Raw genomic sequence first — 22,653 nt, forward strand, 5'->3', positions numbered from 1 at the left:
CCGGATGCCATCATCAGGCAACCGGGGTTTTTTGTTTTTACGCATTAAGCTGGCAATAAAAAACCCGGCATTGGCAGCCGGGTTATTGATTAAACAAACTCTGTGTTTATGAGGCCTCAACACTATCTTCTGGCAATACGGGTGACTGGTAGTTATCGGGCTTTAATGCCAGCAGGTCGCAACGCAGGTGGTCAATAACTTGCTCCGCTGTATTCCCTAAAAATGCGGCCGAAAGCCCGGTACGCCCCACAGTTCCTAACACCACAATTCCTGCCTCAAGGTGAGTGGCTAAATCCGGGATGACTTCTTCCGGTAAGCCTTTTTCTACGTGAGTCAGGTTTTCTGGTATACCATATTGTTGGCGCAACGCTTTCATTGCCAGCAAGTGTTGCCCACGGATGGCATCATTGTAAATGCTGGGGTCGAAGTCGGGTAACTCTATAGCGATATTAATCGGTGTTGAAGGGTAAGCGCTGACCAGATGAACTTCGGTATGGTCGACTTGTTCAGCCAGGCTTATGGTTTCTCGAATCAGTTTCTCATTGAGTGCGCTGTGATAAGGCTCTTCACTGGACAGATTTACTGCAACCAGTGCTTTGCCACCAACGGGCCATTCCTGATCTTTTACCATCCATACAGGGCAAGGGCATTTACGTAATAAGTGCCAGTCTGTTGGTGTGAAAATTACGGACTCAAGTTTGTCATGCTGGTGGGTCATCTTCAGAACTAAATCATGACCACATGCCAGCACTTCCTGGATAATGGCTTCATAAGGACGGTTATGCCAGACCACTTTAATATCAATAGGAATGCCAGCTTCAAGATAATATTGTGCCTGTTCCCGGATCCATGCAGTCCGTTGGGCAATCACCCCTTTACGCATTGCTGTCCGCTCATCCGGAGACAACAATGTAGTCATTTCATAAGAAAAGTCATAGATCGGTAAGAACGCTTTAATGGTACCGCCAATCCGTTGATGCAGGTACACCGCACGCCGTAATGCAGGTTGTTCATCCTGATTTGGGTCGATAGCTACCAACATGTTATGAAACTTTGCCATACAAGGGTCTCCTTACAACAAACTGTAATTACAGCTTAAATTAAGAGTAACCTATAAGCAGGGAATGAAACAGAGGGAAAAAGCCTGCCGGATCAATAAATCAGTAAAATTTAACAATCCGGCAGTTCAGGAAGGATTACGCAACGCTTTTTGACTGTCCGGCCAGCACAGCCAGCTCGTCATTGTTTTCAATAGTAATATATTTGCCTTTAACTGCCAGCATGCCACTTTTCTGAAAGCGGCCTAATAAGCGGCTTATTGTTTCAACGGTCAAGCCCAGATAGTTACCTATATCACCACGAGTCATTGTCAGACGGAACTCACGCGGTGAAAAACCACGTTGGGCAAAACGGCGTGACAAGTTATAGATAAAAGCGGCCAGGCGCTCTTCAGCATTTTTCTTGGAAAGAAGCAGGATCATATCCTGGTCGCCTTTGATCTCTCCACTCATTAGACGCATCATTTGCTGACGAAGATTGGGCATTTTACCGGACAGGTCGTCCAGCGTTTCAAACGGAATCTCACAGACCATGGACGTTTCCAGAGCCTGAGCAAAGCTTGGATGGTGCCCGGCGCCAATCGCATCAAAACCCACCAGGTCACCTGCTAAATGGAAACCGGTAATCTGCTCATCACCTTGTTCTGTGATAGTGTAGCTTTTGATTGTTCCTGAACGAATAGCATAGAGAGATTTTAGCTCATCACCCGCTTTGAACAGTGTCTGGCCTTTCTGGATAGGCTTCTTACGCTCAATGATATTATCCAGTTGATCAAGCTCATGTTCGTTTAATGTGAACGGGATACACAACTGGCTGATACTACAATCCTGGCAGTGGATTGCACATCCGCCCGATTGTATGCGTCGTATAATTCGCTTTTCTGGGATCATAGGTTTGCTCAGGCCATAATTGATTTTAGTCAATTTTAACATCTTTTTGGCGGCAAGGTACAGTGTGACGAAACGTCCGGCAACTCGGAATGAAACAACCTGGCCAGAACAGGCCTGGCATCTTCTTGATATACCTGAAAGAGTTTTAGAACTTCTTGATATAGCAGATGTAAAAACGCACGAAATGTCACCTGTTGACTATAGAGAGGTTGCGAGTAAGAGCCATTTATCGCACTAATCGTGTGACCATTTGTCCGGTGCATCAGTATGCATTGCCTGGCTCAGTATTGTAAGCAGCAAAATAACGCGGTTGTCTCATAAAATACTTAACCTAAATTGTCAGTGTGGTGCTGATTGTAATTTCGATGCGGTTAAAAAATATACTTATATCGGGCCGGGAGGAATTTAACTTAGGTAAACATACAACATTGTATGTTAAATTTTGAACATCATTAATAGATGAAGACGTACAGTAATGCTATAAGGTAACGTGCTATTTATAGCAAAATACTGTAAGTGATAAATCTGGTAAAATATATTTTCATGAAAACCATTCTCATTAACTTAACCATATAATAACTTTTGGAGAACGATAAACAGGTAGTAAACTCTCCTGTACAATTAGCATTCATCAGTTTGTCAAATGTTACTTATTGATAATATGATATTTTTTTGCTTAAATGATATTTAAGTATTTAACTACCTGTTTAAAAAAAAGAGCCTGACGACATCAATCAGGCTCTCAATTTCACACAGCAAGCTAGTATCCATTTTGTATTTAACTGTGCTCCTTTATATGCACAGAATTAATTTTATAGCACAAACCTAAATTTTTCCTGTTGTATGCAGTGACTGATTTCACGAAATTTATCTAATGAACCATAAAAACCACTTAATGAATAAGGTTAAGTGCTTTCATGGGTAAGTAAATGCGATCTATTCCTTTCTTTTGAGTGAAAATAACCTTTATTTAAGTCTTGCTTAACTATTCAATGGAATAAAAGGCAGTCAAAGTCATACATACAGATTAATAAATGAGAAATGTAATCATTTTTATAGGATAAAACTTTATTGTGACAGTAAGCAGGTCATTGCTGGTTGCTACGCGCGTTACTCAACACAGGAGGCTTTCTGCATGTGACACGGTGGGCTGCAAGCCTTGTCGCAAGCAGTGTGATTTAAGGTATAGTATAAGGCCGGAACGGGTCTGATGGTGGAGGATTGGTAATGAACCCTGACGACAAAGCCTTTTTTCTTGACGCCATGTCTGATGTCAAACCACTCAAATCAAACCAACATGCACATCTGCAACCTGCCAAAAAGCCCGGTTTTGATAAACGTGTGTACTACCAGGAAGATGAAAACTTCCTGACAACCGGCTTTCTTGATGTTATTCCGCTGAGTGAACCGTTGTATTTTCAACGAGAAGGTGTGCAGCGAGGCGTAGTTGAAAAGCTTCGTAGTGGGAAATACCAACAACAGGCGAGCCTTAATTTGTTGCGTATGCCAGTGGCAAAATGCCGTCAGCAAGTGTTTGAGTTCATTGTTCAGGCTGAGAGCGCCGGGTTGCGTAACTTATTAATTATTCATGGGAAAGGTAGAGAAGACCGGTCTCATGCTAATGTTATTCGTAGTTTTCTGGCGCGCTGGCTCACTGAGTTTGAGAGTGTACAGGCTTTTTGTCGTGCTGCAGATAATCAGGGGGGCAGTGGCGCTTGTTATGTTGCTTTGCGTAAATCGCAGGCGGCTAAAGAAGAGACTCGGGAACGGCATGCGAAACGAAGCCGTTAACTTTTTAACCTTTGGGTACGGATATTGAGGTGGTATGAACGTTAAGGTTATTGCAGTAGATATGGATGGCACCTTTCTCACTGATCAAAAAACATATGACAAAGAAAGATTTATGCTCCAATACCAGGCTATGGGTGAGCAGGGGATTCGCTTCGTCGTCGCCAGTGGTAACCAGTATTACCAGCTCATTTCTTTTTTCCCGGAAATCAAAGACAAAATCGCCTTTGTGGCTGAGAATGGTGCGCTTATTTATGACCAGGGCGAACAAGTCCATCATGGCGAACTGAGTAAAGATGATACCCGCAAAATTGCTGATGTCCTCGCGCAGTTTGATGGAATCAATTATGTGACGTGTGGGCTCAACAGTGCCTGGTACCAGCAGGGAGCCAGTGAGGCGTTTATCTCGCTGATGAAAAAACATTATCATCGCCTGCAGCCAGTGGAGGACGTTTACCAAATTGATGACACCATCTTCAAATATTCACTCAACCTGGATGATAAACATATCCCGGAGTTGGTAAATCAACTGAATCATGCCCTGGATGGTGTTATCCACCCAGTTACCAGTGGTTACGGTTTTGTTGACCTGATAATTCCCGGTTCCCATAAAGCCAGTGGATTGCGCCGGTTATTGAAGCGCTGGGGAGTATCACCAGAGTACCTGGTGGCGGTAGGTGACAGTGCCAATGATGTGGAAATGCTGCACTATGCGGGTTTTTCGTTTGCTATGGGCAATGCCGCACAAGCTGTAAAAGATACCGCTGAATATCAGACTGCATCAAACAACCAAAGTGGTGCCCTGGACGTGATTGACGCAGTGTTGCAACACCAACCGCCATTCAAATAATTCTGCCCTGGCGCACGAATTAGCGCGCCGGGCAGTTACAGGCGTTCTACCAGAATAAACTCTTCAAACATCAGCGCCATCTCCGGCGAAAAGGTACCTTCCCGGGTGAAAAAAGCTTCATGGCCAGAACGCCATGAAGTGAGCGTTTTATCGTCTTCACCTTCCAGTGCTGCCAACTCTTCGCTCACATCACAAAAACGCAGGTAGCGCAGTACGCGAGTCTGAATGACACAAACGGGTTGTTGCCGGCTGTTAACCACAATGAAATATTCCCCGGGGTGAACGGGTTCACTCAGCCAGGAAGAATACGAGCTACAGGTTGCTGTTTTTTCACCAGAAACAACCAACCCGGCAAGGGTATCCATTAACTCCGCAGTGTCGCCAAAACTGGTGATACGAGCACCAGGGTATTTGTCTGTCATGTTTTGCATCATAAGTGTGCCTTATCGTTTAGCAGAACGGTAATCCGCAACACGCAGTAATGAGGCGCGCGAAGGATTAATGTAGCCCGGCGGTCAGTTTCTTAATTGTTTCCCTGAACCCGGTAACTGCTATGGCCCGGTTATCTGCCCGGTAGCGATCTTTGGGTGCCGGAGCAGAACTTTGTACTCCAATGATATCCCATTGATTATCTCTTTTAAGGAGTATGGGGGAACCGCTGTCGCCCGGTAAGGTATCACATTGATGGGATAAAACAGAATGTTGTGCCCAGCCGGTAATTAAACAATCACTGTCAGTATAGAGCCGGTCAAGGTGATCAAGTGGATAACCAGACTGTGTCACTTTACGCCCTGTTTGTTTAAGCGCGTTAATCAGTGCCTGGCGGTCACCATCAAATAACGGCAATGGCGTGATCCCGGAAGGGGGATTGCGCAGAATAACAATACCGATATCATCGGCAGCTGCAGAAGGTGGTACTATCCAGCCATCGCCATCGGGCTTGAGTTTATGGCCCAGCGCGCTATCGACACGGCCTTCAATGTCGTGAATCTCATATCGCCAGACACCTTTGGAAGAGATAAAACGTAGTGCAACGGCTTTGTCACGCTTGCCATGAGGGGGCATCAGCAAACAGTGACCCGCCGTCAAAGCAATATTGTCAGCAATCAGTGTCGCGGTACATAAGTTTCCACTGGCAGTTTCTAATTGCCCAATTGCGGCCCAGGGCGCGTCCTGTGGGTTACTGACAGCAACCCGGTTATCTTTACCAAAAAATAACGTCTTAATTTCCTGAGGGCTGAGATCCTCATCATCTGCATGAACCCACGCAGGTAGCAGAAACAATATTCCCAGCAGAATAACAGGAGCTTTGCGCATAACACTCTCTAAAGGCGTCACGGTGGATGATTCAGTTCCAGTCAGATAACTATAACAGGCTATAAATAAGAAGGAATAAAATCAGCAAACTATCCTGTTAAATGACCAGATAATTAAGGTTAAGGAATGTGATGGTGTGTGGTTTGTTTTTCTGTGTATCTTTGCCGTAAGAAAGATAAAAAAACACCCGGATAACCGGGTGTTTACCTGATAGTGCCGTACTATTAATTATGCAGCAGGTTTAGCAGCCGGTTTTGCGGCTTCATGTTTTTTCACCACTTTTTTGTGGTGTTTTTTGGCAGCCTGTGCTTTTTGAGCAGCCGGTTTAGCAGCTTCGTGTTTTTTAGCTACTTTCTTGTGGTGTTTTTTAGCAGCCTGAGCTTTTTGCTCAGTAGCAGCTTTTTTATGGGTTGCTTTTTTATGGGTTACTTTTTTGTGGTGAGTCGTTGCTTTATGTTGAGCAGTTGCTGCCGGTGCAGTAGCTGCAGCCGGAGTAGCAGCTGCAGGAGCAGCAGTAGTTTCAGCAGCGAAAGCAGCAGAAGACAGACCCATAGCAGCGGCAACAACCAGCGCCAGAACTTTATTCATTGCGAAATCCTCGAATTATTTCAGTGTTAAACCCCACTGCGGGGCCGTTGAAAGCACTATACGAGGGAAATAGCGGCGCTTCAGTATGTGAATGGTATCGGTATGTAACGGTATGTACAAAATATAAATGATGTAATTTATTGATATTTAATGATTAAAAACAATAATGCAGAGTGGTTAAAAAATATAAAGGCAAGCGGTAATGACTGCGCAGATAACCAGGCAGGTGAGGATGATTTCAAACCTGTAGCGGCTCAACATCCAGTACCTCCAAAAAACACCCGGTGTAAACCGGGTGTAAGTAGATAAAAATGGCAGGAATGCGGGAATCAGGCAGCAGGTTTTACAGCCGGTTTAGTGGCTTCGTGCTTTTTCACCACTTTCTTGTGGTGCTTTTGAGCAGCCTGCGCTTTCTGTGCAACCGGTGCAGTGGCTTCGTGTTTCTTCACCACTTTTTTGTGGTGTTTTTTGGCGGCCTGCGCTTTCTGTGTAGTAGCGGCTTTTTTATGTTTTTTGTGCATAACTTTTTTGTGGGATGCCGTTGCAACAGGCGCTGCCGCAGTTGTGGCAGCAGGGGTTGCGGGTGCAGCTGTCGTTTCAGCAGCAAAAGCGGCAGAAGAAATACCCATAGCGGCAGCAACAACCAGTGCCAGAACTTTATTCATCTCAGTACCCTCAGTAACTTCAGTGACCCCGATAGTGGGGTGATAATTACTATAAGTACCCGAATGCCGGTTTTCCGTGAGTCAAAGGTATCGGTATGTAACGCTTTGTACATGTGTTGAGTTTATGTATAAAATCAAGATGTTATTTTCATGCGTTTATTGGGCAATAAAATTAACCTGTACATCTTTGGGGCTGGCGTAGTAGGGCCATGACGTAACGATAAAATCGGCACCTGCTGCAACGAACTCGTGGATATTACCCGGATTAATACCCCCCGCTATTCCCAAACGGGTTGCCAGTCCTGCCTTCTCAATATGTGTTTTACACAGGCGAATATCAGACGGGCTGAATTTATCCAGTTGTAATATTTCGGCACCCGACTGCGCCCAGTGCATGGCATCTTCAATATCATGTACTTCTACAATTGCACGGTGCTCAGGCGCACGCTGTTTAAGCTGAAAAAGCGTCTTTCCGGAACAGGTATGAAAAAACTGCCGGTGTTCGGCAAACACCAGGATACTTTCTGATACGCCACACCGGTGCATTACGGCACCGCCAGCGTGTACCGCTTTTATGGAAAGGGCTTTCGTGCCGGGCACTTGTTTACGCGTACAGGCAACCGGAATGCCCTGAGCGCCATCCACCATTGCTCTGGCGGCGCTGGCTATCCCGCTGGCCCATTCCACTATAACCTGAGCGGATTTCCACACCGTAAGCAGCGTTTGAGCACGGCCGGATACACTGAGGATTGGGTCTCCCGGAGCCAGTTGTGAACCTGATGGTTGTAAAAAAACCAGTGAGGCACCTTTTAACTCGAACATGCGTGCGGCTTCTTCTGTGGCGCACAATGTCATGGGGAAGCGAGCCCGGAATTCAACGCGAGCAGACACTGTTGCCGGAATCAATAATGAAGTTGTCAGGTCACCCCATGGGGCATCGTCATGTAATAACTGCAGGATTGATTCGTCGCTGAGAACTCTGTCCATAAAAACCTCTCGTTTTGTATGGGAAATGTTCAGAGACATCATGACGCTCTTTCTGCGATGTGGCAATGGTAAGTATTGTGCGCTGAATGATATTGGGGCGATATCACCAGCATTATATTGTCTGGCTGGCAGGGAATCATGAAGTAGTATGCTTTACTGGCAAGCAGAGCAAGAATACAGGAAAGAAAAACCATGTGCTCCGCGCCAGGCATGCTTATATATTTCCGGCATAAAATAAAGCGTTTATGTATTTGCTGGGCCTGCATTAATTTGTCTCAATAGATTTAATCGAGGCAATTACGGCAGGGTAACCAGTGAATTTTCAACAACTACGTATTATTCGTGAAGCGGCCCGCTGCAATTACAACCTGACAGAGGTTGCTAACCGACTCTATACCTCGCAGTCGGGTGTCAGCCGCCATATTCGTGAACTGGAAGAAGAACTGGGTATTGCGTTATTTGTCCGGCGTGGCAAGCGCTTATTGCACATGACTGATCCGGGTAAAGAGCTTCTGGCGATTGCCGGGCGAATTCTTAATGATGCCGGGCATATTCGCAAACTGGCAAATATATTCAGCAGTCACGATAGTGGGCAGTTGGTTATCGCGACCACTCACACTCAGGCGCGTTACAGCCTGCCTTCGGTAATTAAAGAATTTCGCGCACTTTACCCTGGCGTACAGTTGGCCCTTAATCAGGGAACTCCGGAAGAAATCGTTGCGATGCTGGAGTCTGGTGAAGCAGATATTGGTATTGCAACAGAACGGCTGATGAATGCGCCCTCACTGGCAGCATTCCCATATTACCGTTGGCACCATGCTATTTTAGTACCGGAGAATCATGTACTGGCTCAAGAATCCGTTATCACACTGGGTGCACTAAATGCTCATCCAATGATAACTTACCGCCAGGGAATAACAGGGCGCTCGCGTATTGATAATGCATTTATGGCTGCCGGGCTGGCACCACAAATAGTGATTAGCGCACAAGACTCTGACGTTATCAAAACCTATGTGGAATTGGGATTGGGTGTGGGGATTGTGGCGGATATGTCCTGCAACCCGGAGCGGGATCATGGCCTGATTAAACTGAATGCAGAACATTTATTTGAAGCTAATACTGTATGGCTGGGCCTGAAACGCGGGCAATTACAGCGAGATTATATTTGGAAATTTATACAGTTGTGCAATCAGGAACTGGCGCCTGAAGCTGTAAAGGCCAGCGTTTTTGCTCCAGAGCCGGGCAGTGAACTTAACTTTGAAATATGATGGCAGAGAAGAACCCGTTTCTTGCTTTACTTTATTGTGAGGTATGCCGTGCTCAATTGTTTACTTTGGGCACGGCATGTGTGATGCATGTTTTTAGCAACAGGCAATCAGAGGGTTGGCCCGCTGAATAACTGCCGGTAATCAGGGCATTGATAAGGTGCGTGGAAATGTATCGTTGCTGGAGGGGATGAGAATACGGTCCAGCACACTGGCCTCAAGGTCGGCCAGTTTAGCCGAACCCCGTCTCCTCGGGTGAGGTAAATCAATCATTAAATCAAGCCCAATGCGGCCTTCTTCAACAAGTAATACCCGGTCAGCCATCGTGACGGCTTCTGACACATCATGTGTAACCAGCAACACAGTGAACCCCTGTTTTTGCCATAGCGACGTGATAAGCGCCTGCATTTCAATGCGGGTTAACGCATCCAGTGCGCCCAGGGGTTCATCCAGTAACAGCAGGCCAGGCTGGTGGATGAGGGCTCGCGCCAGTGCAACACGCTGTTTTTGCCCACCCGAGAGAGCAGACGGCCATTCTGTACCTCTTGATTCCAGCCCCACCGCTTTCAATGCTTTACCCGCTGTATCATGCCAGTCGCCTTTAAGCCCGATCCCAACATTATTGAGAACGCTCTTCCAGGGTAACAGGCGAGCTTCCTGAAACATCATCCGGATATCCTGTTGTGTCTGGCGCAGTGGCATGCCTCCTGCACGCAATTCGCCGCTGGATACCGCTTCCAGCCCGGCGAGCAGGCGAAGCAGGGTACTTTTACCGCAACCGCTACGGCCCACAATAGCGACAAACTGCCCGGCAGGAATGTGCAAATCAATGGTGTCCAGAATAGTTCGTGTTCCGTACTGCTTGCTGACACCATCCAGAACCAGGGGAAGCCCGGTATTCAAACGCGCGGGCCGCGAAGAGTTAAGGTCAGTCATGCGGTTTCTCCTGTTTCAGGCTGGAATGCCGGGTGCCAGCGCAGCCAGATATGCTCAAGAAATAGTGCAATGCTGTCTGCCAGTTTTCCCAGCAGTGCATAGAGAATAATGGCGACGACAACCACGTCCGTTTGCAAAAATTCGCGTGCGTTCATGGCCAGATACCCGATGCCAGCACTGGAAGAAATGGTTTCTGCCACAATCAATGTCAGCCACATCAGCCCCAATGAGAAGCGTATCCCCACCATAATGGCGGGAAGCGCGCCTGGCAGTATCACTTGCCAGAACAGGCTAAATCCATTTAGCCCATAGCTGCGCGCCATCTCCAGTAACCCGCGGTCAATATTGCGAATCCCGTGGTATGTATTCAGGTAAACCGGAAACAGACTGCCCAACGCCACCAGGAAAATTTTGGCTGTTTCATCAATGCCAAACCACAGTATTACCAGTGGAATAAGTGCCAGGTGAGGAATATTCCGTAGCATCTGAATGGATGTATCAAACAGCCGTTCGCCAAGTGGCGACAACCCTGTGATTATCCCGAGTAATAACCCAGCAGAGCCACCAATAGTGAAACCAGACAGCGCGCGCCATGTGCTGATACTCAGGTTGTGAAATAACTCCCCATCAACAGTAAGCCGCCAGAACGCGCGGATTACAGCTTCTGGTGAAGGAAATATCCGTGAGGATATCCAGCCGGTTTGTGCTGCGACTTGCCACAGAGCAACAAGCGCAAAGGGAACTAACCAGGGCTGTATCGCCCGGGTAACTTTTTTCATCGGTTATCCCTCTGGGCCTGTGCTGTTTTGTGTGGCACAAATTCATTGCCGATAATTTCTCCCTGGGCAGACAGCCTTCGTTGCGCCGGTGTTTCAGGAACGGCAACATCCAGTAGTGGGAATAATAACTCGCCAACGCGCCACGCTTCTTCAAGGTGCGGATAACCAGAAAGCACAAAGGTATCTATCCCCAGGCTGGCATATTCCTTTATACGTAGTGCGACTGTTTGCGGGTCACCGACCAGCGCCGTTCCAGCACCACTGCGAACCAGCCCAATACCAGCCCAAAGATTTGGGCTTATCTCAAGGTTTTCGCGTTTCCCATTGTGTAACTGCGCCATGCGTCTTTGCCCAACAGAGTCAAAGCGGTTGAGCGATTCCTGCGCTTTGGCAAGGGTTTCATCATCAAGCCGTGAAATAAGGCGATCGGCTGCCTGCCAGGCTTCTTCGTTTGTTTCACGAACAATGACGTGTAAGCGAATACCAAAACGTACTGTCCGGCCAAGTGCAGCTGCTTTTTCACGCACCTGTGCCAGCTTCTCTTTGACCAGCTCTGGTGGTTCACCCCAGGTGAGGTAGAGATCAACCTGTTCTGCGGCAAGATCCTGTGCCGCATCAGACGAACCACCAAAATAGAGTGGCGGATAAGGTTGCTGTACCGGCGGGTAGAGCAGTTTTGCCCCCTTAACTTTGATATGCTTCCCTTCAAAATCTACCTGTTCACCAGACAATAAGCGTCGCCATACCCGCGTGAATTCCGCTGAGGCTTCATAGCGTTCATCATGGTTAAGGAATACGCCTTCTGCTGCCAGTTCGTCAGGATTCCCCCCGGTAACAAGGTTAAATAACGCACGCCCATTGGACAGCCTGTCCAGGGTGGCCGCCTGCCGCGCGGCAAGGGTGGGCGAAACCACGCCGGGGCGCAGGGCAACAAGGAAACGTAGCCTGCGTGTGACCGGAATGAGTGACGATGCTACCAGCCAGGAGTCTTCGCATGAGCGGCCTGTCGGGATCAATACTCCACCAAAACCAAGGTGATCAGCAGCCTGAGCAATTTGTTGCAGGTATGCGTGGTCAACAACGCGCGCAGATTCGTCACTGGCAAGGTAATGGCCATCACCGTGAGTTGGCAGGAACCAGAAAATATTCAGACTCATGGTACATCTCCTGTATTTATTGGGCTGACGGGAAGTGCCAGATATGGCTGGCAACATCAACCGGGACGGGTATCAAATGGTTTTGATAAAAAAGGTCTGCCGTTTTCTGCTGTGCTTTCAGTGTTGCCTCATCGACAGGCGTGATAGTTATTTCAGGTCGGTGGTCGAGATAACTGGCAATGACCTTTTCAGGTAACCCCAGATTCTTTGCCAGCAGAGTAATACTCCGGGATCGTTGAGTACGGGTCAGCGCCTCGGCCTGAGTTAAAACCTGCAGAACTTGCCTGAGAAAAGGGCTGTGTTGTTCGGCAAAGCTGTGGGCAGCCAGATAAAAAGAACCGGCTCTGCTGATGTTGCTGCCATCGGCCAGCACTCTGGCATTACCCTGCAACAGCGCGGCGGAATAGTACGGATCCCAGATTGCCCATGCATCAACATCACCCTGTACAAAAGCCGCACGGGCATCGGCCGGTGTGAGATATACCGGACGGATGTCGCTGAATTTCAACCCGGCCTTTTGCAGTTGCAACAGCAATAAGTTATGTGCGCTGGACCCTTTCTGGAAAGCCACTTTGCGGCCTTTCAATTCTGTAACACTCTTAATGGCGCTGTTTTTTGCCACCAATATCACTTCTGCTTTGGGTTTTGGTGGCTCTGACCCTACATAGACAAGGCTGCCTCCTGCTGCCTGGGCAAAAATTGGCGGCACTTCACCTGTACTGGCAAGATCAATGCTGCCTACATTCAGCGCCTCCAGCATTTGTGGCCCGGCGGGGAATTCTGTCCATGTAATAGTGGTTTGCGGGAATTTTTTCTCCAGCAACTGCTCACTTTTTGCCATGACCAGCGCAACAGATCCTTTTTGGTAACCAATACGTAATTGTGCCGGGGTATCTGCGGCAAATACCGCTGACGCGATGCTCAGCAGGCTTATCAGCACAGTGGCGGTGAATTGTTTACTCCTTGAAAACATCGTGTGCTCCTTAAATCAGGCCGTTTGGCGCATCAGTGTATTTGGGTGATGATGGCGACTCAGTGCTTCAGTGAAGTTCTCCAGGGCAGTGAGTAAGCGTTTTTCCAATGCAGAAGAGAACAGCGTTGAATGTGCATCTATGGATATTTGGCTGTCTTCTGCGAAGACGCTGTGCAGGATCTCTTGTGCTTTGAGTGCGCAAAGTACGGGTTTTAGGCTGTAATCCACTGCCAGCATGTGTGCCAGAGAACCTGCTGTTGCCAGTGGTAACACCACTTTGTGTTCCAGTGCCCGTTCCCCAAGCAAATCAAGAAGTGTTTTCAGTACGCCTGTAAATGAAGCCTTGTAGATAGGGGTTGCGATGATAAGCCCATCTGCGCTGGCAAGTTGTGAGGTGAACGTGGCAAGAGCCGGGCTGTCGAACCTTGCAGTAAAAAGATCTTCATGTGGCAGGTTGTTGATGTGCCACGGCAGAACTTCAATCCCCTGGTTTTCCAGCCATTGCCCGGCACGGCTGAGCAGCGCGGTGGAACGGGAAGGGTAATGCGGGCTTCCCGCGAGTGTTAAAACACGCATAGCAACTCCTTATAACAAAAAGTTATTTATTTTTACTTATTAATAACAAGTTGGATGAGTGTGGCAGGTTGCCTGGAAGGACAGAAATAACTATTTCTGGAATACAAAGCTAAAAAATAGCTAAAGCACTAAGCCGTAGTAATAGCCATAGTGCGTACTGAACAATGCACTTACTGTTTGTACCATGGAAAAACAGGTGTTAATGCCGAAAGAGTGAGCAACTTTCTTATCAGACCAGGTGCAGGAAACTTGCGTTTTAAAAAATAGATAAGGCGTGCGCATACTGCTAATTTCGTTAGTCTTTGCATTATGACAAGTTTGTCATCAATGCGTCACCAGCCCAACAGTGTTACCCCTGTAAAGTGAGTTTCATACAGAGATTATTCAGTTGATAACACCAACTGATTTACAGAAACCACTAAATATCATGGAGTAACTGTTATGAAAAAAATTGCTTTGGCTATCGTAGTTTCTTTTGGAACAATGGCATCGGTTTGGGCTGCTGAACCACAGCATCTCACTGAAATAAGTGATACAGCGCACCACCAGGCCCAGCCTGAACATGAATCAATGGTCAACTGTGATATGAGTAGTAGGCCTGGGAAAAATGAATGGCACAACAAAATGATGGAGACGCAGGTATCACACACCACAGAAGATGGAAACGGGACAAAACCATTTTCCTCACTGAACGAACATGAACGTGCCGCCATTATGCATAAGTTCACACATAATGGGGAATCAGGCCCACATATGCGGGCATCAGAAAAACATTTGCAGATGATGCAAAAATCCGGTGACTCTATTTAAAACGTCTGCGCCAGTGAGTATCAGGGTTAAATTACCTGCAATTTTATCTGTGTTGGGTACTGTTCTGGTGCCCAATTCTGTTTCAGACCAAAACAGACATAAGGCTGTTTGCGATGTCATTGCGACAAGGATACCCAACTTTTTGCCGGATTTTATCTGGTATATATAAAACAGAGGGAGCAGTTGATGAAAATACTCATCGTAGAAGATGAAAAAAAAACAGGCGAATATTTGTGCAAGGGGCTGACTGAAGCAGGATTTGTAGTAGATCTTACCGACAATGGCTTAACAGGCTATCACCTTGCGAATACGGCAGAATATGATCTTTTAATTTTAGATATTATGCTTCCTGACGTGAATGGCTGGGATGTGGTTCGCATGCTGCGTTCAGCTGGAAAAGGATTACCAATCTTGCTGTTAACAGCCCTTGGTACTGTAGAACACCGGGTCAAGGGGCTTGAACTTGGCGCTGATGACTATTTGATCAAGCCTTTTGCATTTGCCGAACTTCTTGCACGTGTCAGAACACTGCTCCGCCGTGGTAATACAGTCATCCCTGAAAGCCAGTTTAAGGTAGCAGACCTGATGGTTGACCTTGTGTCCAGAAAAGTAAGCCGGGCGGGCAATCGAATTCTGTTAACAAGCAAGGAGTTTAGCTTGCTGGAGTTTTTTATTCGCCATAAAGGTGAAGTGCTTCCGCGTTCCCTGATTGCCTCTCAGGTGTGGGACATGAACTTCGACAGCGATACCAATGCGATTGATGTCGCTGTAAAGCGCCTGCGGGCCAAAATTGATAATGACTACGAACTAAAACTAATTCAGACAGTGCGTGGGGTGGGATATGCCCTGGAGACCCCGGATGAATATTAATTTACCCGGCCGGCCGTTTTCGCTGGCTCTGAGGTTGACGTTCTTCATCAGCTTGTCGACTATTTTGGGGTTTATTACTTTCACATGGATAATGCTGCATTCCGTTGAGGACCATTTTGCACAGCAGGATGTTAATGACCTCCAGCAATTCAGCACCAGGATCAATGAAATACTGCATTCACCAGCAGCGCAGGAACCACAGAGGGTAAAACAACTACAGGATTTGATCGCGGGCTACCGGGATATTTCGGTATTGATAGAAAATTCACATGGAGAAACGTTATTCAGTTCTCCACAGGGTTCTAAACTCCACCTTGCCAAAGAAGATGCCAGTTTTCTTTCCCACCTGAATAGTGACCTGAACAGTGGGGATGTGTTCCTCTGGAAAGCAGAGGTTAATTCGATAACTGGTAACCAGTCCCCCCTAATAAATAATCAAACATACCGGGTTATTGTTGCTTCGGGTCAGGCATCATTTGGAGGAAAACAACAGAGTTATCAGCTGATTATTGGGCTCTCAATTAACTTTCACCTCCATTATCTTGATGCGTTGAAGAAGAAACTAGTGGCTATTGCCATTGTGATAAGCCTTGTGATTATTTTTATAATCCACTTCGCGGTGAGACAAGGGCATCAACCTCTAAGAAAGGTAAGTAATACCATTAAGAACATCACTTCCGATAAGCTTGATGAGCGACTGGATTCATCTCGCGTTCCAATTGAACTGGAACAGTTAGTGATTTCGTTTAATTACATGATTGCTAAAATTGAAGATGTGTTTAACCGGCAGGCTAATTTTTCTGCCGATATTGCGCACGAAATCAGGACACCGATAACCAATCTGGTTACACAAACTGAAATCGCACTTAGCCAGAGCCGAACCCAGAAGGAACTGGAGGATGTACTTTATTCCAGCCTGGAAGAATACAACAGAATGACCAAAATGGTCAGCGATATGCTGTTCCTGGCACAGGCTGATAACCACCAGTTACTTTCAGAAATGGTGATATTTGACCTCAGTGTAGAGGTCGGCAAGGTTTTTGACTTCTTCGAAGCATGGGCAGAAGACCGCAATGTAGCACTACTATTTAACGGGCGATCATGCCTTATCACCGGAGACCCACTGATGTACCGTAGAGTGCTCAACAATCTTCTGTCGAATGCTTTGCGATATACTCCAGAAGGAAGAGTTATTACGGTATCGGTACTAGAGCGCGAGCACAATTTCGAGCTCACTGTTGAAAACCCAGGCGCTCCCATACCAGAGGAACATCTGCCACGGTTGTTTGATCGCTTCTATCGTGTAGACCCGTCCAGGCAAAGAAAAGGTGAAGGGAGTGGGATCGGGTTGGCAATAGTTAAATCAATAGTGGCATTACATCATGGTCAAATCCGTGTCGAATCCGATGCAGTTTCAACACGTTTCATTATATCGATTCCCCGGATGTAGCGACGCATTTCAATACTGAGGTAACGCCACTATTTTAATCGACATATCAATACTGTAGGAGTCTCCTTGTTTAAGCATGCGTAACCCCGGCCTGCCTGGAATATTATGTGCATTTACCTGATGTGACTGCGGTTCAAGGCATACAAAGTTGTCATTTCCATTCTGGTAAACCATTAGCCAGGGTAAATCACTGCTGAGAGTGATTTTTCTGAGTCGGTTTGTTATTTGTGCCACGCCATTCCACCCAGAGTAGCAATTATTTATCCATTTGGCAGATGGCACCCTGGGTTGAGAAAAATTCATATATCCGGGAATCTCTTCATGCCATTCATCGGCTAAATGGAATTCATTTTCTGACCAATATCCGGTTGATGAAAATTGCACTGTATCATCCAGAGATGTTTGAAAGAATGGGTGGAAACCCGCGCCATATGGTGCTGGCTGTTTGCCAAGGTGGATCAGCGTGATTTTTGCTGTGAATTGATTATCTATTAGACGATACTCAATGTCGGCAATATAATAATAGATACCTATTGGAGCTGGTTGTGAACGCAAAATAATATAGCTGTCTTTTATTTCTAATAAACGCCACTGAGTTAACCACCCATTACCATGAAGATAGTAGGGATCATTGAATGGCGATTGGGGAAGTGTGTATATCTTATCGCTCACAGAAAAACAATTACCCGCGATTCTGTTTGCAAAGGGTAACATAGGAAACATTGCGGACTCAGCAGGATGCCATATGTCTTTTACCAACCATTGCCGGAGAATATGCCCGCCATTACCCAGGCATTCAAGACTTAACAGGCATGCGCCGTTATCAGTTATCCGTGCCCGCAGGCACGGATTTTCAATAGTATAATTAGCCATTATCACCAGACTGTCAGACTGAGTGTTTTTTCGTTTCAAAAGGCACCGACTTTACTGTGGCGCTCAACATTTTTTGCTCGAGGACTTCCAGTGATACACCTTTAGTTTCAGGGATTTTCCGGAATATAAAGACAAAACCCATTGCACAGATCACGCCATATAACAAGAAACTGCCAGCTGCTCCCAACCCTGCATTAAGTAACGGGAACGTGTACGTCAATACAAAGCAGGCAACCCACAAAGCAAGTGTTCCTACCGACATAGCAAGGCCGCGCACCCTGGCTGGAAATATTTCAGACAATAATACCCATGTTACTGGTGCCAGTGTCAGCGCATAAACAGCGATAGCAGCCAGAACTAGTAGCAGCACAGGCAGGCCCATGGTTCCTGTAGCATAGGCTGTGGCAATCGCGGCATAAATCACCGTCAACCCACCAGCGCCAATCAACATTAATTTTCTGCGCCCGACTTTATCTACCAGGGGTAAGGCAATGATAGTGAAGATCAGATTAATGAGCCCGGTAGCCACAATAGATTTCAGTGTACTGTTAATATCAAAACCAGCAGACGCAAATATTTCCTGTGCATAATTGAATATGACATTAATGCCACACCACTGCTGAAAGACAGCTATTACCATGCCAATAAACAGAACAGGGCGGACATTTTTATCAAGCAGGGAACGCAAATGGACTTGCTGGTTATTTGCATGAGCCTGAGTAGTGGCCGTTTTGATTTCTGTGAATGTTGCATCGGCATAGTGCTGGTCACCTATTCTGGCAAGCATATTCCGGGCACTTTGTTCTTTTCCTGCACGCACCAGCCAACGAGGTGACTCAGGTACCAGAAACATCAGCACCAGAAACGCAATTGCGGGTACCACGCCTGCACCAAACATCCAGCGCCAGCCAAGCTGCCCATTCCAGCTTTGCTGAATATCAACCAGCGTCGCCCCTGTTTCCACCGGGCGAGCAATAAGCAAATTAACAATTTGCGCAGCCAGTACACCAATAACGATTGTTAACTGATTAATGGCGACAAAACGCCCGCGTTTTTCTGCCGGACTGACTTCGGCAATATACAGCGGACTAATAGCTGAAGCGATACCGATACCTAATCCGCCAATAATACGAAAGGCGATAAAGATATCGAAGTGTGTTGAGAATGCGATACCCACTGCAGAAGCGGTAAACAGGAATGCAGATAAAATAAGTGGAGTTTTACGTCCGAATTTATCTGCCAGCCAGCCTGCACTCATAGCGCCAAAAACGCAGCCGACCAGTGCTGAGCTCATAGCCCATCCTGAAGTGGCAGGGTCAGTAATCGAATAATAGGCTTCATAAAATGGCTTCGCGCCACCAACAACCACCCAGTCAAAACCGAATAATAAACCGCCGCAGGCTGCGACCAGACATATCATCCAGACATAACCCATATGCAGCTGATGTGGATCGTTTTTCATATCCATTCCTCTGAATTTAACTGTATTGTGGAAATAAGAGGGATGCCTCCCTCTTATTCGTAATTAATTATAAATATTTGCTTCGCAGGCGATATTAATTAAATGCGCCTTGTCATGAGCAGGGTTTATTTCAAGAAGTTTAGTAATACTTTGTTTGAATTTCTCATGTTCATTCAGCCCTAAATACCCCAGAGCACTGACAAACAGGCAATGCTGTAAGTGAAGTGATTTCTGGTCACTATCCAGAACAACTAAATCTGGCAGTGATACAGCAAAGAAGTCACTTGTCACTTCATCATTGCAATGTTTATCAGACCAGTTAATAAAGCTTCTGAACATCTGCTCGGCTTTATGTGGCTGGCCTGTTTTTTTGAAAGCCAGTGCCTGATAAAACAGATAATCAACGGGTTGATCATTATAATAGCGTCCTGCGTCAAGGCTTGAGCCACCTTTAATTGCTTCCTGATACTCTCTTTCTGCCTGGTGAGTTTCCCCTTGTTGTTCAGCACACCAACCCAGTAGATACCAGATATCATTATCACTTTGTCCTGCCAGACGTCCCTCGCCAAGATTTAACGGATAGGTTAATGCTGATGTCAGTAATTCGCGTGCGTCATTAAATTGCCCTTGCTGAATGGCGGCAATGGCCTGGCGTTGCTTATTGATCAAATACTGCCCGGTTATTCGGCCTTCACCCCCTTCCCAGGGGTGGAAGTCTCTCTCTGCCAGCGTTTTTGCAGCAAGAGCTATCTCGCCCTGAATATTCCACATATTCAACAGCTCAGCTGTAAGGTCATCACGCATCAAGGCAACATCAATTTTCCCGTTGAGTGCCTGTAATCGCAATGTGGGGGTTTGACCGGTAATTTTGTAAAGATAATCGCGTTCAAATAGCAGACGTGCATTGTTGGGTTCCAGAACGATGGCCCGCTGCAACGAAGCTTCTGCCTGTTTAAAGTCGCCGCGTTTATTCCATGCCCATATGCCTAACAAACGGTGGACCGGTGCAAAGTCGGGCATTTTTTCAACAGCGAATGACCAGCAACTTACCGCCTCGTCATAACGCTTTTTACTGTAGTGGAAACAGCCCAGTAAATATTGAGCAAAGCCGTAATCCTGCAGGTTATGCAGCATGTTGACTTCTTCAATAAGGTTGGGGAAACGTACTTTTAATGCAAAATTGTTTTTTGCCCGTGTAACAAGCTGGTGCTGTTCATCTCTGTTCCGTGTTAATGCGGCACGCCAGAGTAATGGCAGGGTTTCCTGGTTATCCAGCAACGCCAGAATAGACAACGCTTCTGTTGACATACCCAGAGTCACCAGCCAGCCTGCGAGAACCGAGGAATTAGTCCCGCGGCCATTGGCAATTGTCGCCAGCATATTCAGAGACGCCGGGCTCTGTGTAATTGCGTAATGGGCATAATGCAACGCATAGCTCAGTGGGTAGTCGACCAGATTGCTGTCAATATATTGCAGCGCGGATTCCTGTTTCCCGGTTTGCGCCTGAAGAAGGGCGCAAAGTGCCATTGCCAGGTTATTAGAGCCGTTAAAGCGCAGGCTTTGCTTGCAGAAACTAAGGGCTTTAGCTTTATTACCAGCAATGAGTTCAAGGCGTGCCAGGTGATAAAATGCTGTATCACGGCAGTCGGCGCTCCAACTGGATTTGAAATAATTGTCATATGCCTCTTTCAGCCGTCCTTGCTTCTCCTGAGCACAAGCCAGAATATGGCTGGCTTCACCTGATTGCGGGTTTTTGTTCAGTTTGTGCGCGCGTTGTAGTGCACTTTTTGCATAGCTTTCAGCTTCTTTCCAGTTAGCCCGGTTATATTCCAGTGTTGCCAGGGCAACATTGCAGCGATAATCATACGGGTCAATATCCAGTGCCCGCAGGTAGTAATCGTAAGGAGAGCGGCTGGCATTGAGGTACTGCTCAAGATGCTGACCAATGAAGAACAGCTCATCACAATTATTCAACTCTGCAGGGAGTGCAGGGGCAGTTGCTGGTGAAGGGAGTGGCGTCTCTTTGGGAATATGTTCAAGGTAAGAAAGAATATCCTGGCCATCTTCGTCTACCAGTGCCAGTGTCAGGCGTTCCGGATATAATTCACTGACCTTTTGTAACCATGCTTGTGCTGGTTCCAGCGTCAGAGGGGTGCTCCACAAAACTTGTTTATCACCCCGAAGCTCCAGTTTTACATGGTGTAAAGGCTCAATGGCATATACCCCAATTTGTATGGAGGTACTATCCCGTTCAAGTTTAATGGCGGCAGATGTGCTGGCATTCTGTAATGTTCCCAACTGGCTGTAAGGCAGAAAATTCTGCACAAATACTTTCTCTTCAAAAGGTGCAAGCCAGGTAAAATCAGGTTGGTTATCGGTAAATACACCGGTCATTAATTCAATATAAGGGCCGTTTTCATCGGTGAGATTACGATCCCATGCCTGGCCAAAGTCGCCATATCCCCAGGTCCATTGTTTCTTTCCGGGTGATACATGATGGTCAGCAATATGTAACAGACCACCATTCTCACCATGATGCCAGGCGCCAACAAAGTCATAGTCAGACTTATCGGCCATATAGGACGTGGGTACCGGGATATTTTTATAGCGGGAGATGTCCACACCAGCTGAATAATCAACTTTATAATATTCACCATGTGCTATTGGGAAAGAGGAAACAGCCCTGCGCCCATGGTCAAACACAGCAGTTACATCCGGGGGAAAGACACTCTGGTGGCCGTCACCACCTTTAACTGCCGGATTTGCCCACCATAAGAAATGGCGCGGTGTCGAGTTTGGGTTAAATATCTTACCAGTGATTTCGATAAGCGCTTTTTCAGGATATAACTTAAAACCGGTCATAACCTGTAAGCCACGCATGGGCTCAAGTTCACCCAGCCAAACAGTTGCTGCACCACTGTCATGCTGCTGGATATTTACATCTACAGGCATAAACGTTGTTGGCCTGTGGTGTTGCGGCCAGTTAAATTCAATACCGCCAGAAATCCAGGGGCCTACCAAACCAACCAAAGCAGGTTTGATAACTTCGTTATAGTATACAAAGTCACGCTGCATCACTTTGTCATAAGCGCGATGAATACGTCCCCCTAATTCAGGCAAGAGCATGACCTGAATAAAATCATTTTCGATCCAGATAGCCTGATATTCTTTTTCTTCATAATTGCCGGTGATCGTATCAATCACACCATAAGGATATACGGCACCAGATGATCCCTGATAAACCCTTTTTTCAAGAAACATTGGATTAGGATCTTCTGTATCAGTAGTCCATGTAGGCAATGTAATCGTTTCTTGCTTGACACTGACTTTGCTGTACATTTTTAACTCTCCACTAAAA

22 protein-coding genes are annotated in these 22,653 nt (G+C 46.6%); 6 read left to right on the plus strand and 16 right to left on the minus strand.

The genetic code is table 11. The annotated features are described in order from the left end of the window. Positions 1–106 precede the first annotated feature (106 nt). Both uspE and fnr read right to left on the minus strand, forming a co-directional pair. Complete coding sequence (gene uspE, locus A9B99_RS00055) at positions 107–1,060, minus strand: universal stress protein UspE (protein WP_064593379.1); 954 nt, start codon at positions 1,058–1,060, stop codon at positions 107–109. A gap of 136 nt (positions 1,061–1,196) precedes the next feature. Continuing rightward, positions 1,197–1,949: a fumarate/nitrate reduction transcriptional regulator Fnr gene (gene fnr / locus A9B99_RS00060; RefSeq protein WP_156518990.1), complete on the minus strand. Its 753-nt coding sequence runs from the start codon at positions 1,947–1,949 to the stop codon at positions 1,197–1,199. 1,227 nt (positions 1,950–3,176) lie between these two features. On the opposite strand from fnr, the gene smrA reads away from it, so the two are divergent. Beyond that, a complete protein-coding gene (smrA, locus tag A9B99_RS00065) occupies positions 3,177–3,740 on the plus strand; it encodes a DNA endonuclease SmrA (RefSeq protein WP_064593384.1) in 564 nt (187 codons plus the stop codon). 34 nt (positions 3,741–3,774) lie between these two features. Then, positions 3,775–4,587: a Cof-type HAD-IIB family hydrolase gene (locus A9B99_RS00070; RefSeq protein ID WP_064593390.1), complete on the plus strand. Its 813-nt coding sequence runs from the start codon at positions 3,775–3,777 to the stop codon at positions 4,585–4,587. A 35-nt stretch (positions 4,588–4,622) separates the two neighbouring features. On the opposite strand, the gene A9B99_RS00075 is transcribed toward A9B99_RS00070, so the two are convergent. The 6 genes from A9B99_RS00075 to modD all read right to left on the minus strand — a co-directional run bounded on the left by A9B99_RS00075 (position 4,623) and on the right by modD (position 8,144). Then, positions 4,623–5,021 carry an ASCH domain-containing protein gene (locus A9B99_RS00075; protein WP_064593395.1) on the minus strand — a complete coding sequence of 133 codons (399 nt, stop codon included), beginning with the start codon at positions 5,019–5,021 and terminating at the stop codon, positions 4,623–4,625. A 64-nt stretch (positions 5,022–5,085) separates the two neighbouring features. After that, positions 5,086–5,904 (minus strand): trypsin-like serine peptidase, encoded by an 819-nt coding sequence (locus A9B99_RS00080; RefSeq protein WP_064593400.1) that lies wholly within the window; start codon positions 5,902–5,904, stop codon positions 5,086–5,088. 228 nt (positions 5,905–6,132) lie between these two features. Beyond that, complete coding sequence (asr, locus tag A9B99_RS00085; protein ID WP_064593405.1) at positions 6,133–6,492, minus strand: acid resistance repetitive basic protein Asr; 360 nt, start codon at positions 6,490–6,492, stop codon at positions 6,133–6,135. Positions 6,493–6,669: 177 nt separating this feature from the next. Beyond that, on the minus strand, positions 6,670–6,753 hold the full coding sequence (gene ydgU / locus A9B99_RS24555; RefSeq protein WP_462677333.1) for a small membrane protein YdgU: 84 nt from the start codon (positions 6,751–6,753) through the stop codon (positions 6,670–6,672). A 68-nt stretch (positions 6,754–6,821) separates the two neighbouring features. Then, entirely contained in the window at positions 6,822–7,157 is a 336-nt protein-coding gene (asr, locus tag A9B99_RS00090; protein ID WP_064593407.1) for an acid resistance repetitive basic protein Asr, read from the minus strand. 156 nt (positions 7,158–7,313) lie between these two features. Further along, the gene (gene modD, locus A9B99_RS00095) at positions 7,314–8,144 is read right to left on the minus strand and encodes a ModD protein (protein ID WP_064595405.1); all 831 of its coding nucleotides are present in this window, start codon (positions 8,142–8,144) and stop codon (positions 7,314–7,316) included. Between the two features lie 314 nt (positions 8,145–8,458). Here modD and cbl point away from each other — a divergent pair, with 314 nt between their 5' ends. Next, the gene (gene cbl, locus A9B99_RS00100) at positions 8,459–9,412 is read left to right on the plus strand and encodes an HTH-type transcriptional regulator Cbl (RefSeq protein ID WP_064593409.1); all 954 of its coding nucleotides are present in this window, start codon (positions 8,459–8,461) and stop codon (positions 9,410–9,412) included. Positions 9,413–9,553: 141 nt separating this feature from the next. Here cbl and ssuB read toward each other — a convergent pair whose 3' ends face one another. From ssuB to ssuE, 5 genes are read right to left on the minus strand one after another with little or no spacing between them, the layout of a single operon-like run. After that, positions 9,554–10,345 carry an aliphatic sulfonates ABC transporter ATP-binding protein gene (gene ssuB / locus A9B99_RS00105; protein WP_064593411.1) on the minus strand — a complete coding sequence of 264 codons (792 nt, stop codon included), beginning with the start codon at positions 10,343–10,345 and terminating at the stop codon, positions 9,554–9,556. Then, on the minus strand, positions 10,342–11,124 hold the full coding sequence (ssuC, locus tag A9B99_RS00110; RefSeq protein ID WP_064593413.1) for an aliphatic sulfonate ABC transporter permease SsuC: 783 nt from the start codon (positions 11,122–11,124) through the stop codon (positions 10,342–10,344). Before ssuC ends, ssuB begins: the two co-directional genes overlap by 4 nt. Next, positions 11,121–12,281: an FMNH2-dependent alkanesulfonate monooxygenase gene (ssuD, locus tag A9B99_RS00115; protein WP_064593415.1), complete on the minus strand. Its 1,161-nt coding sequence runs from the start codon at positions 12,279–12,281 to the stop codon at positions 11,121–11,123. Before ssuD ends, ssuC begins: the two co-directional genes overlap by 4 nt. 16 nt (positions 12,282–12,297) lie before the next feature. Then, a complete protein-coding gene (locus A9B99_RS00120) occupies positions 12,298–13,254 on the minus strand; it encodes a sulfonate ABC transporter substrate-binding protein (RefSeq protein WP_064593418.1) in 957 nt (318 codons plus the stop codon). A 15-nt stretch (positions 13,255–13,269) separates the two neighbouring features. Then, positions 13,270–13,830, minus strand: coding sequence for an NADPH-dependent FMN reductase (gene ssuE, locus A9B99_RS00125; protein WP_064593420.1), 561 nt, complete (start codon positions 13,828–13,830; stop codon positions 13,270–13,272). Positions 13,831–14,271: 441 nt separating this feature from the next. Here ssuE and A9B99_RS00130 point away from each other — a divergent pair, with 441 nt between their 5' ends. The 3 genes from A9B99_RS00130 to A9B99_RS00140 all read left to right on the plus strand — a co-directional run bounded on the left by A9B99_RS00130 (position 14,272) and on the right by A9B99_RS00140 (position 16,960). Then, positions 14,272–14,640: a hypothetical protein gene (locus A9B99_RS00130; RefSeq protein WP_051691477.1), complete on the plus strand. Its 369-nt coding sequence runs from the start codon at positions 14,272–14,274 to the stop codon at positions 14,638–14,640. A gap of 186 nt (positions 14,641–14,826) precedes the next feature. Then, positions 14,827–15,510, plus strand: a complete 684-nt coding sequence (locus tag A9B99_RS00135) for a copper/silver response regulator transcription factor (protein ID WP_036113513.1) — start codon at positions 14,827–14,829, stop codon at positions 15,508–15,510. Next, positions 15,500–16,960 (plus strand): Cu(+)/Ag(+) sensor histidine kinase, encoded by a 1,461-nt coding sequence (locus A9B99_RS00140; protein WP_064593422.1) that lies wholly within the window; start codon positions 15,500–15,502, stop codon positions 16,958–16,960. Before A9B99_RS00135 ends, A9B99_RS00140 begins: the two co-directional genes overlap by 11 nt. 9 nt (positions 16,961–16,969) lie before the next feature. Here A9B99_RS00140 and A9B99_RS00145 read toward each other — a convergent pair whose 3' ends face one another. From A9B99_RS00145 to A9B99_RS00155, 3 genes are all read right to left on the minus strand, one after another. After that, positions 16,970–17,833, minus strand: a complete 864-nt coding sequence (locus A9B99_RS00145; RefSeq protein WP_064593424.1) for an aldose 1-epimerase — start codon at positions 17,831–17,833, stop codon at positions 16,970–16,972. Positions 17,834–17,846: 13 nt separating this feature from the next. Next, a complete protein-coding gene (locus A9B99_RS00150) occupies positions 17,847–19,295 on the minus strand; it encodes a sugar porter family MFS transporter (protein WP_064593426.1) in 1,449 nt (482 codons plus the stop codon). Between the two features lie 63 nt (positions 19,296–19,358). Further along, positions 19,359–22,634, minus strand: coding sequence for a DUF5107 domain-containing protein (locus A9B99_RS00155; protein WP_064593427.1), 3,276 nt, complete (start codon positions 22,632–22,634; stop codon positions 19,359–19,361). Between the last annotated feature and the right edge of the window lie 19 nt (positions 22,635–22,653).

Origin of the sequence: Mangrovibacter phragmitis, assembly GCF_001655675.1 — a bacterium.
Taxonomy (GTDB): Bacteria; Pseudomonadota; Gammaproteobacteria; order Enterobacterales; family Enterobacteriaceae; genus Mangrovibacter; species Mangrovibacter phragmitis.

Bases quoted from the DNA above. Each gene is read 5' to 3' on its own strand.
- fnr (WP_156518990.1), bottom strand. From the start codon at position 1,949: ATGATCCCAGAAAAGCGAATTATACGACGCATACAATCGGGCGGATGT.
- ydgU (WP_462677333.1), bottom strand. From the start codon at position 6,753: ATGTTGAGCCGCTACAGGTTTGAAATCATCCTCACCTGCCTGGTTATC.
- A9B99_RS00080 (WP_064593400.1), bottom strand. From the start codon at position 5,904: ATGCGCAAAGCTCCTGTTATTCTGCTGGGAATATTGTTTCTGCTACCT.
- A9B99_RS00070 (WP_064593390.1), top strand. From the start codon at position 3,775: ATGAACGTTAAGGTTATTGCAGTAGATATGGATGGCACCTTTCTCACT.
- A9B99_RS00140 (WP_064593422.1), top strand. From the start codon at position 15,500: ATGAATATTAATTTACCCGGCCGGCCGTTTTCGCTGGCTCTGAGGTTG.
- ssuC (WP_064593413.1), bottom strand. From the start codon at position 11,124: ATGAAAAAAGTTACCCGGGCGATACAGCCCTGGTTAGTTCCCTTTGCG.
- asr (WP_064593405.1), bottom strand. From the start codon at position 6,492: ATGAATAAAGTTCTGGCGCTGGTTGTTGCCGCTGCTATGGGTCTGTCT.
- A9B99_RS00075 (WP_064593395.1), bottom strand. From the start codon at position 5,021: ATGATGCAAAACATGACAGACAAATACCCTGGTGCTCGTATCACCAGT.
- asr (WP_064593407.1), bottom strand. From the start codon at position 7,157: ATGAATAAAGTTCTGGCACTGGTTGTTGCTGCCGCTATGGGTATTTCT.
- modD (WP_064595405.1), bottom strand. From the start codon at position 8,144: ATGGACAGAGTTCTCAGCGACGAATCAATCCTGCAGTTATTACATGAC.
- uspE (WP_064593379.1), bottom strand. From the start codon at position 1,060: ATGGCAAAGTTTCATAACATGTTGGTAGCTATCGACCCAAATCAGGAT.
- A9B99_RS00155 (WP_064593427.1), bottom strand. From the start codon at position 22,634: ATGTACAGCAAAGTCAGTGTCAAGCAAGAAACGATTACATTGCCTACA.
- A9B99_RS00120 (WP_064593418.1), bottom strand. From the start codon at position 13,254: ATGTTTTCAAGGAGTAAACAATTCACCGCCACTGTGCTGATAAGCCTG.
- smrA (WP_064593384.1), top strand. From the start codon at position 3,177: ATGAACCCTGACGACAAAGCCTTTTTTCTTGACGCCATGTCTGATGTC.
- A9B99_RS00130 (WP_051691477.1), top strand. From the start codon at position 14,272: ATGAAAAAAATTGCTTTGGCTATCGTAGTTTCTTTTGGAACAATGGCA.
- A9B99_RS00145 (WP_064593424.1), bottom strand. From the start codon at position 17,833: ATGGCTAATTATACTATTGAAAATCCGTGCCTGCGGGCACGGATAACT.
- A9B99_RS00150 (WP_064593426.1), bottom strand. From the start codon at position 19,295: ATGAAAAACGATCCACATCAGCTGCATATGGGTTATGTCTGGATGATA.
- ssuB (WP_064593411.1), bottom strand. From the start codon at position 10,345: ATGACTGACCTTAACTCTTCGCGGCCCGCGCGTTTGAATACCGGGCTT.
- A9B99_RS00135 (WP_036113513.1), top strand. From the start codon at position 14,827: ATGAAAATACTCATCGTAGAAGATGAAAAAAAAACAGGCGAATATTTG.
- ssuD (WP_064593415.1), bottom strand. From the start codon at position 12,281: ATGAGTCTGAATATTTTCTGGTTCCTGCCAACTCACGGTGATGGCCAT.
- ssuE (WP_064593420.1), bottom strand. From the start codon at position 13,830: ATGCGTGTTTTAACACTCGCGGGAAGCCCGCATTACCCTTCCCGTTCC.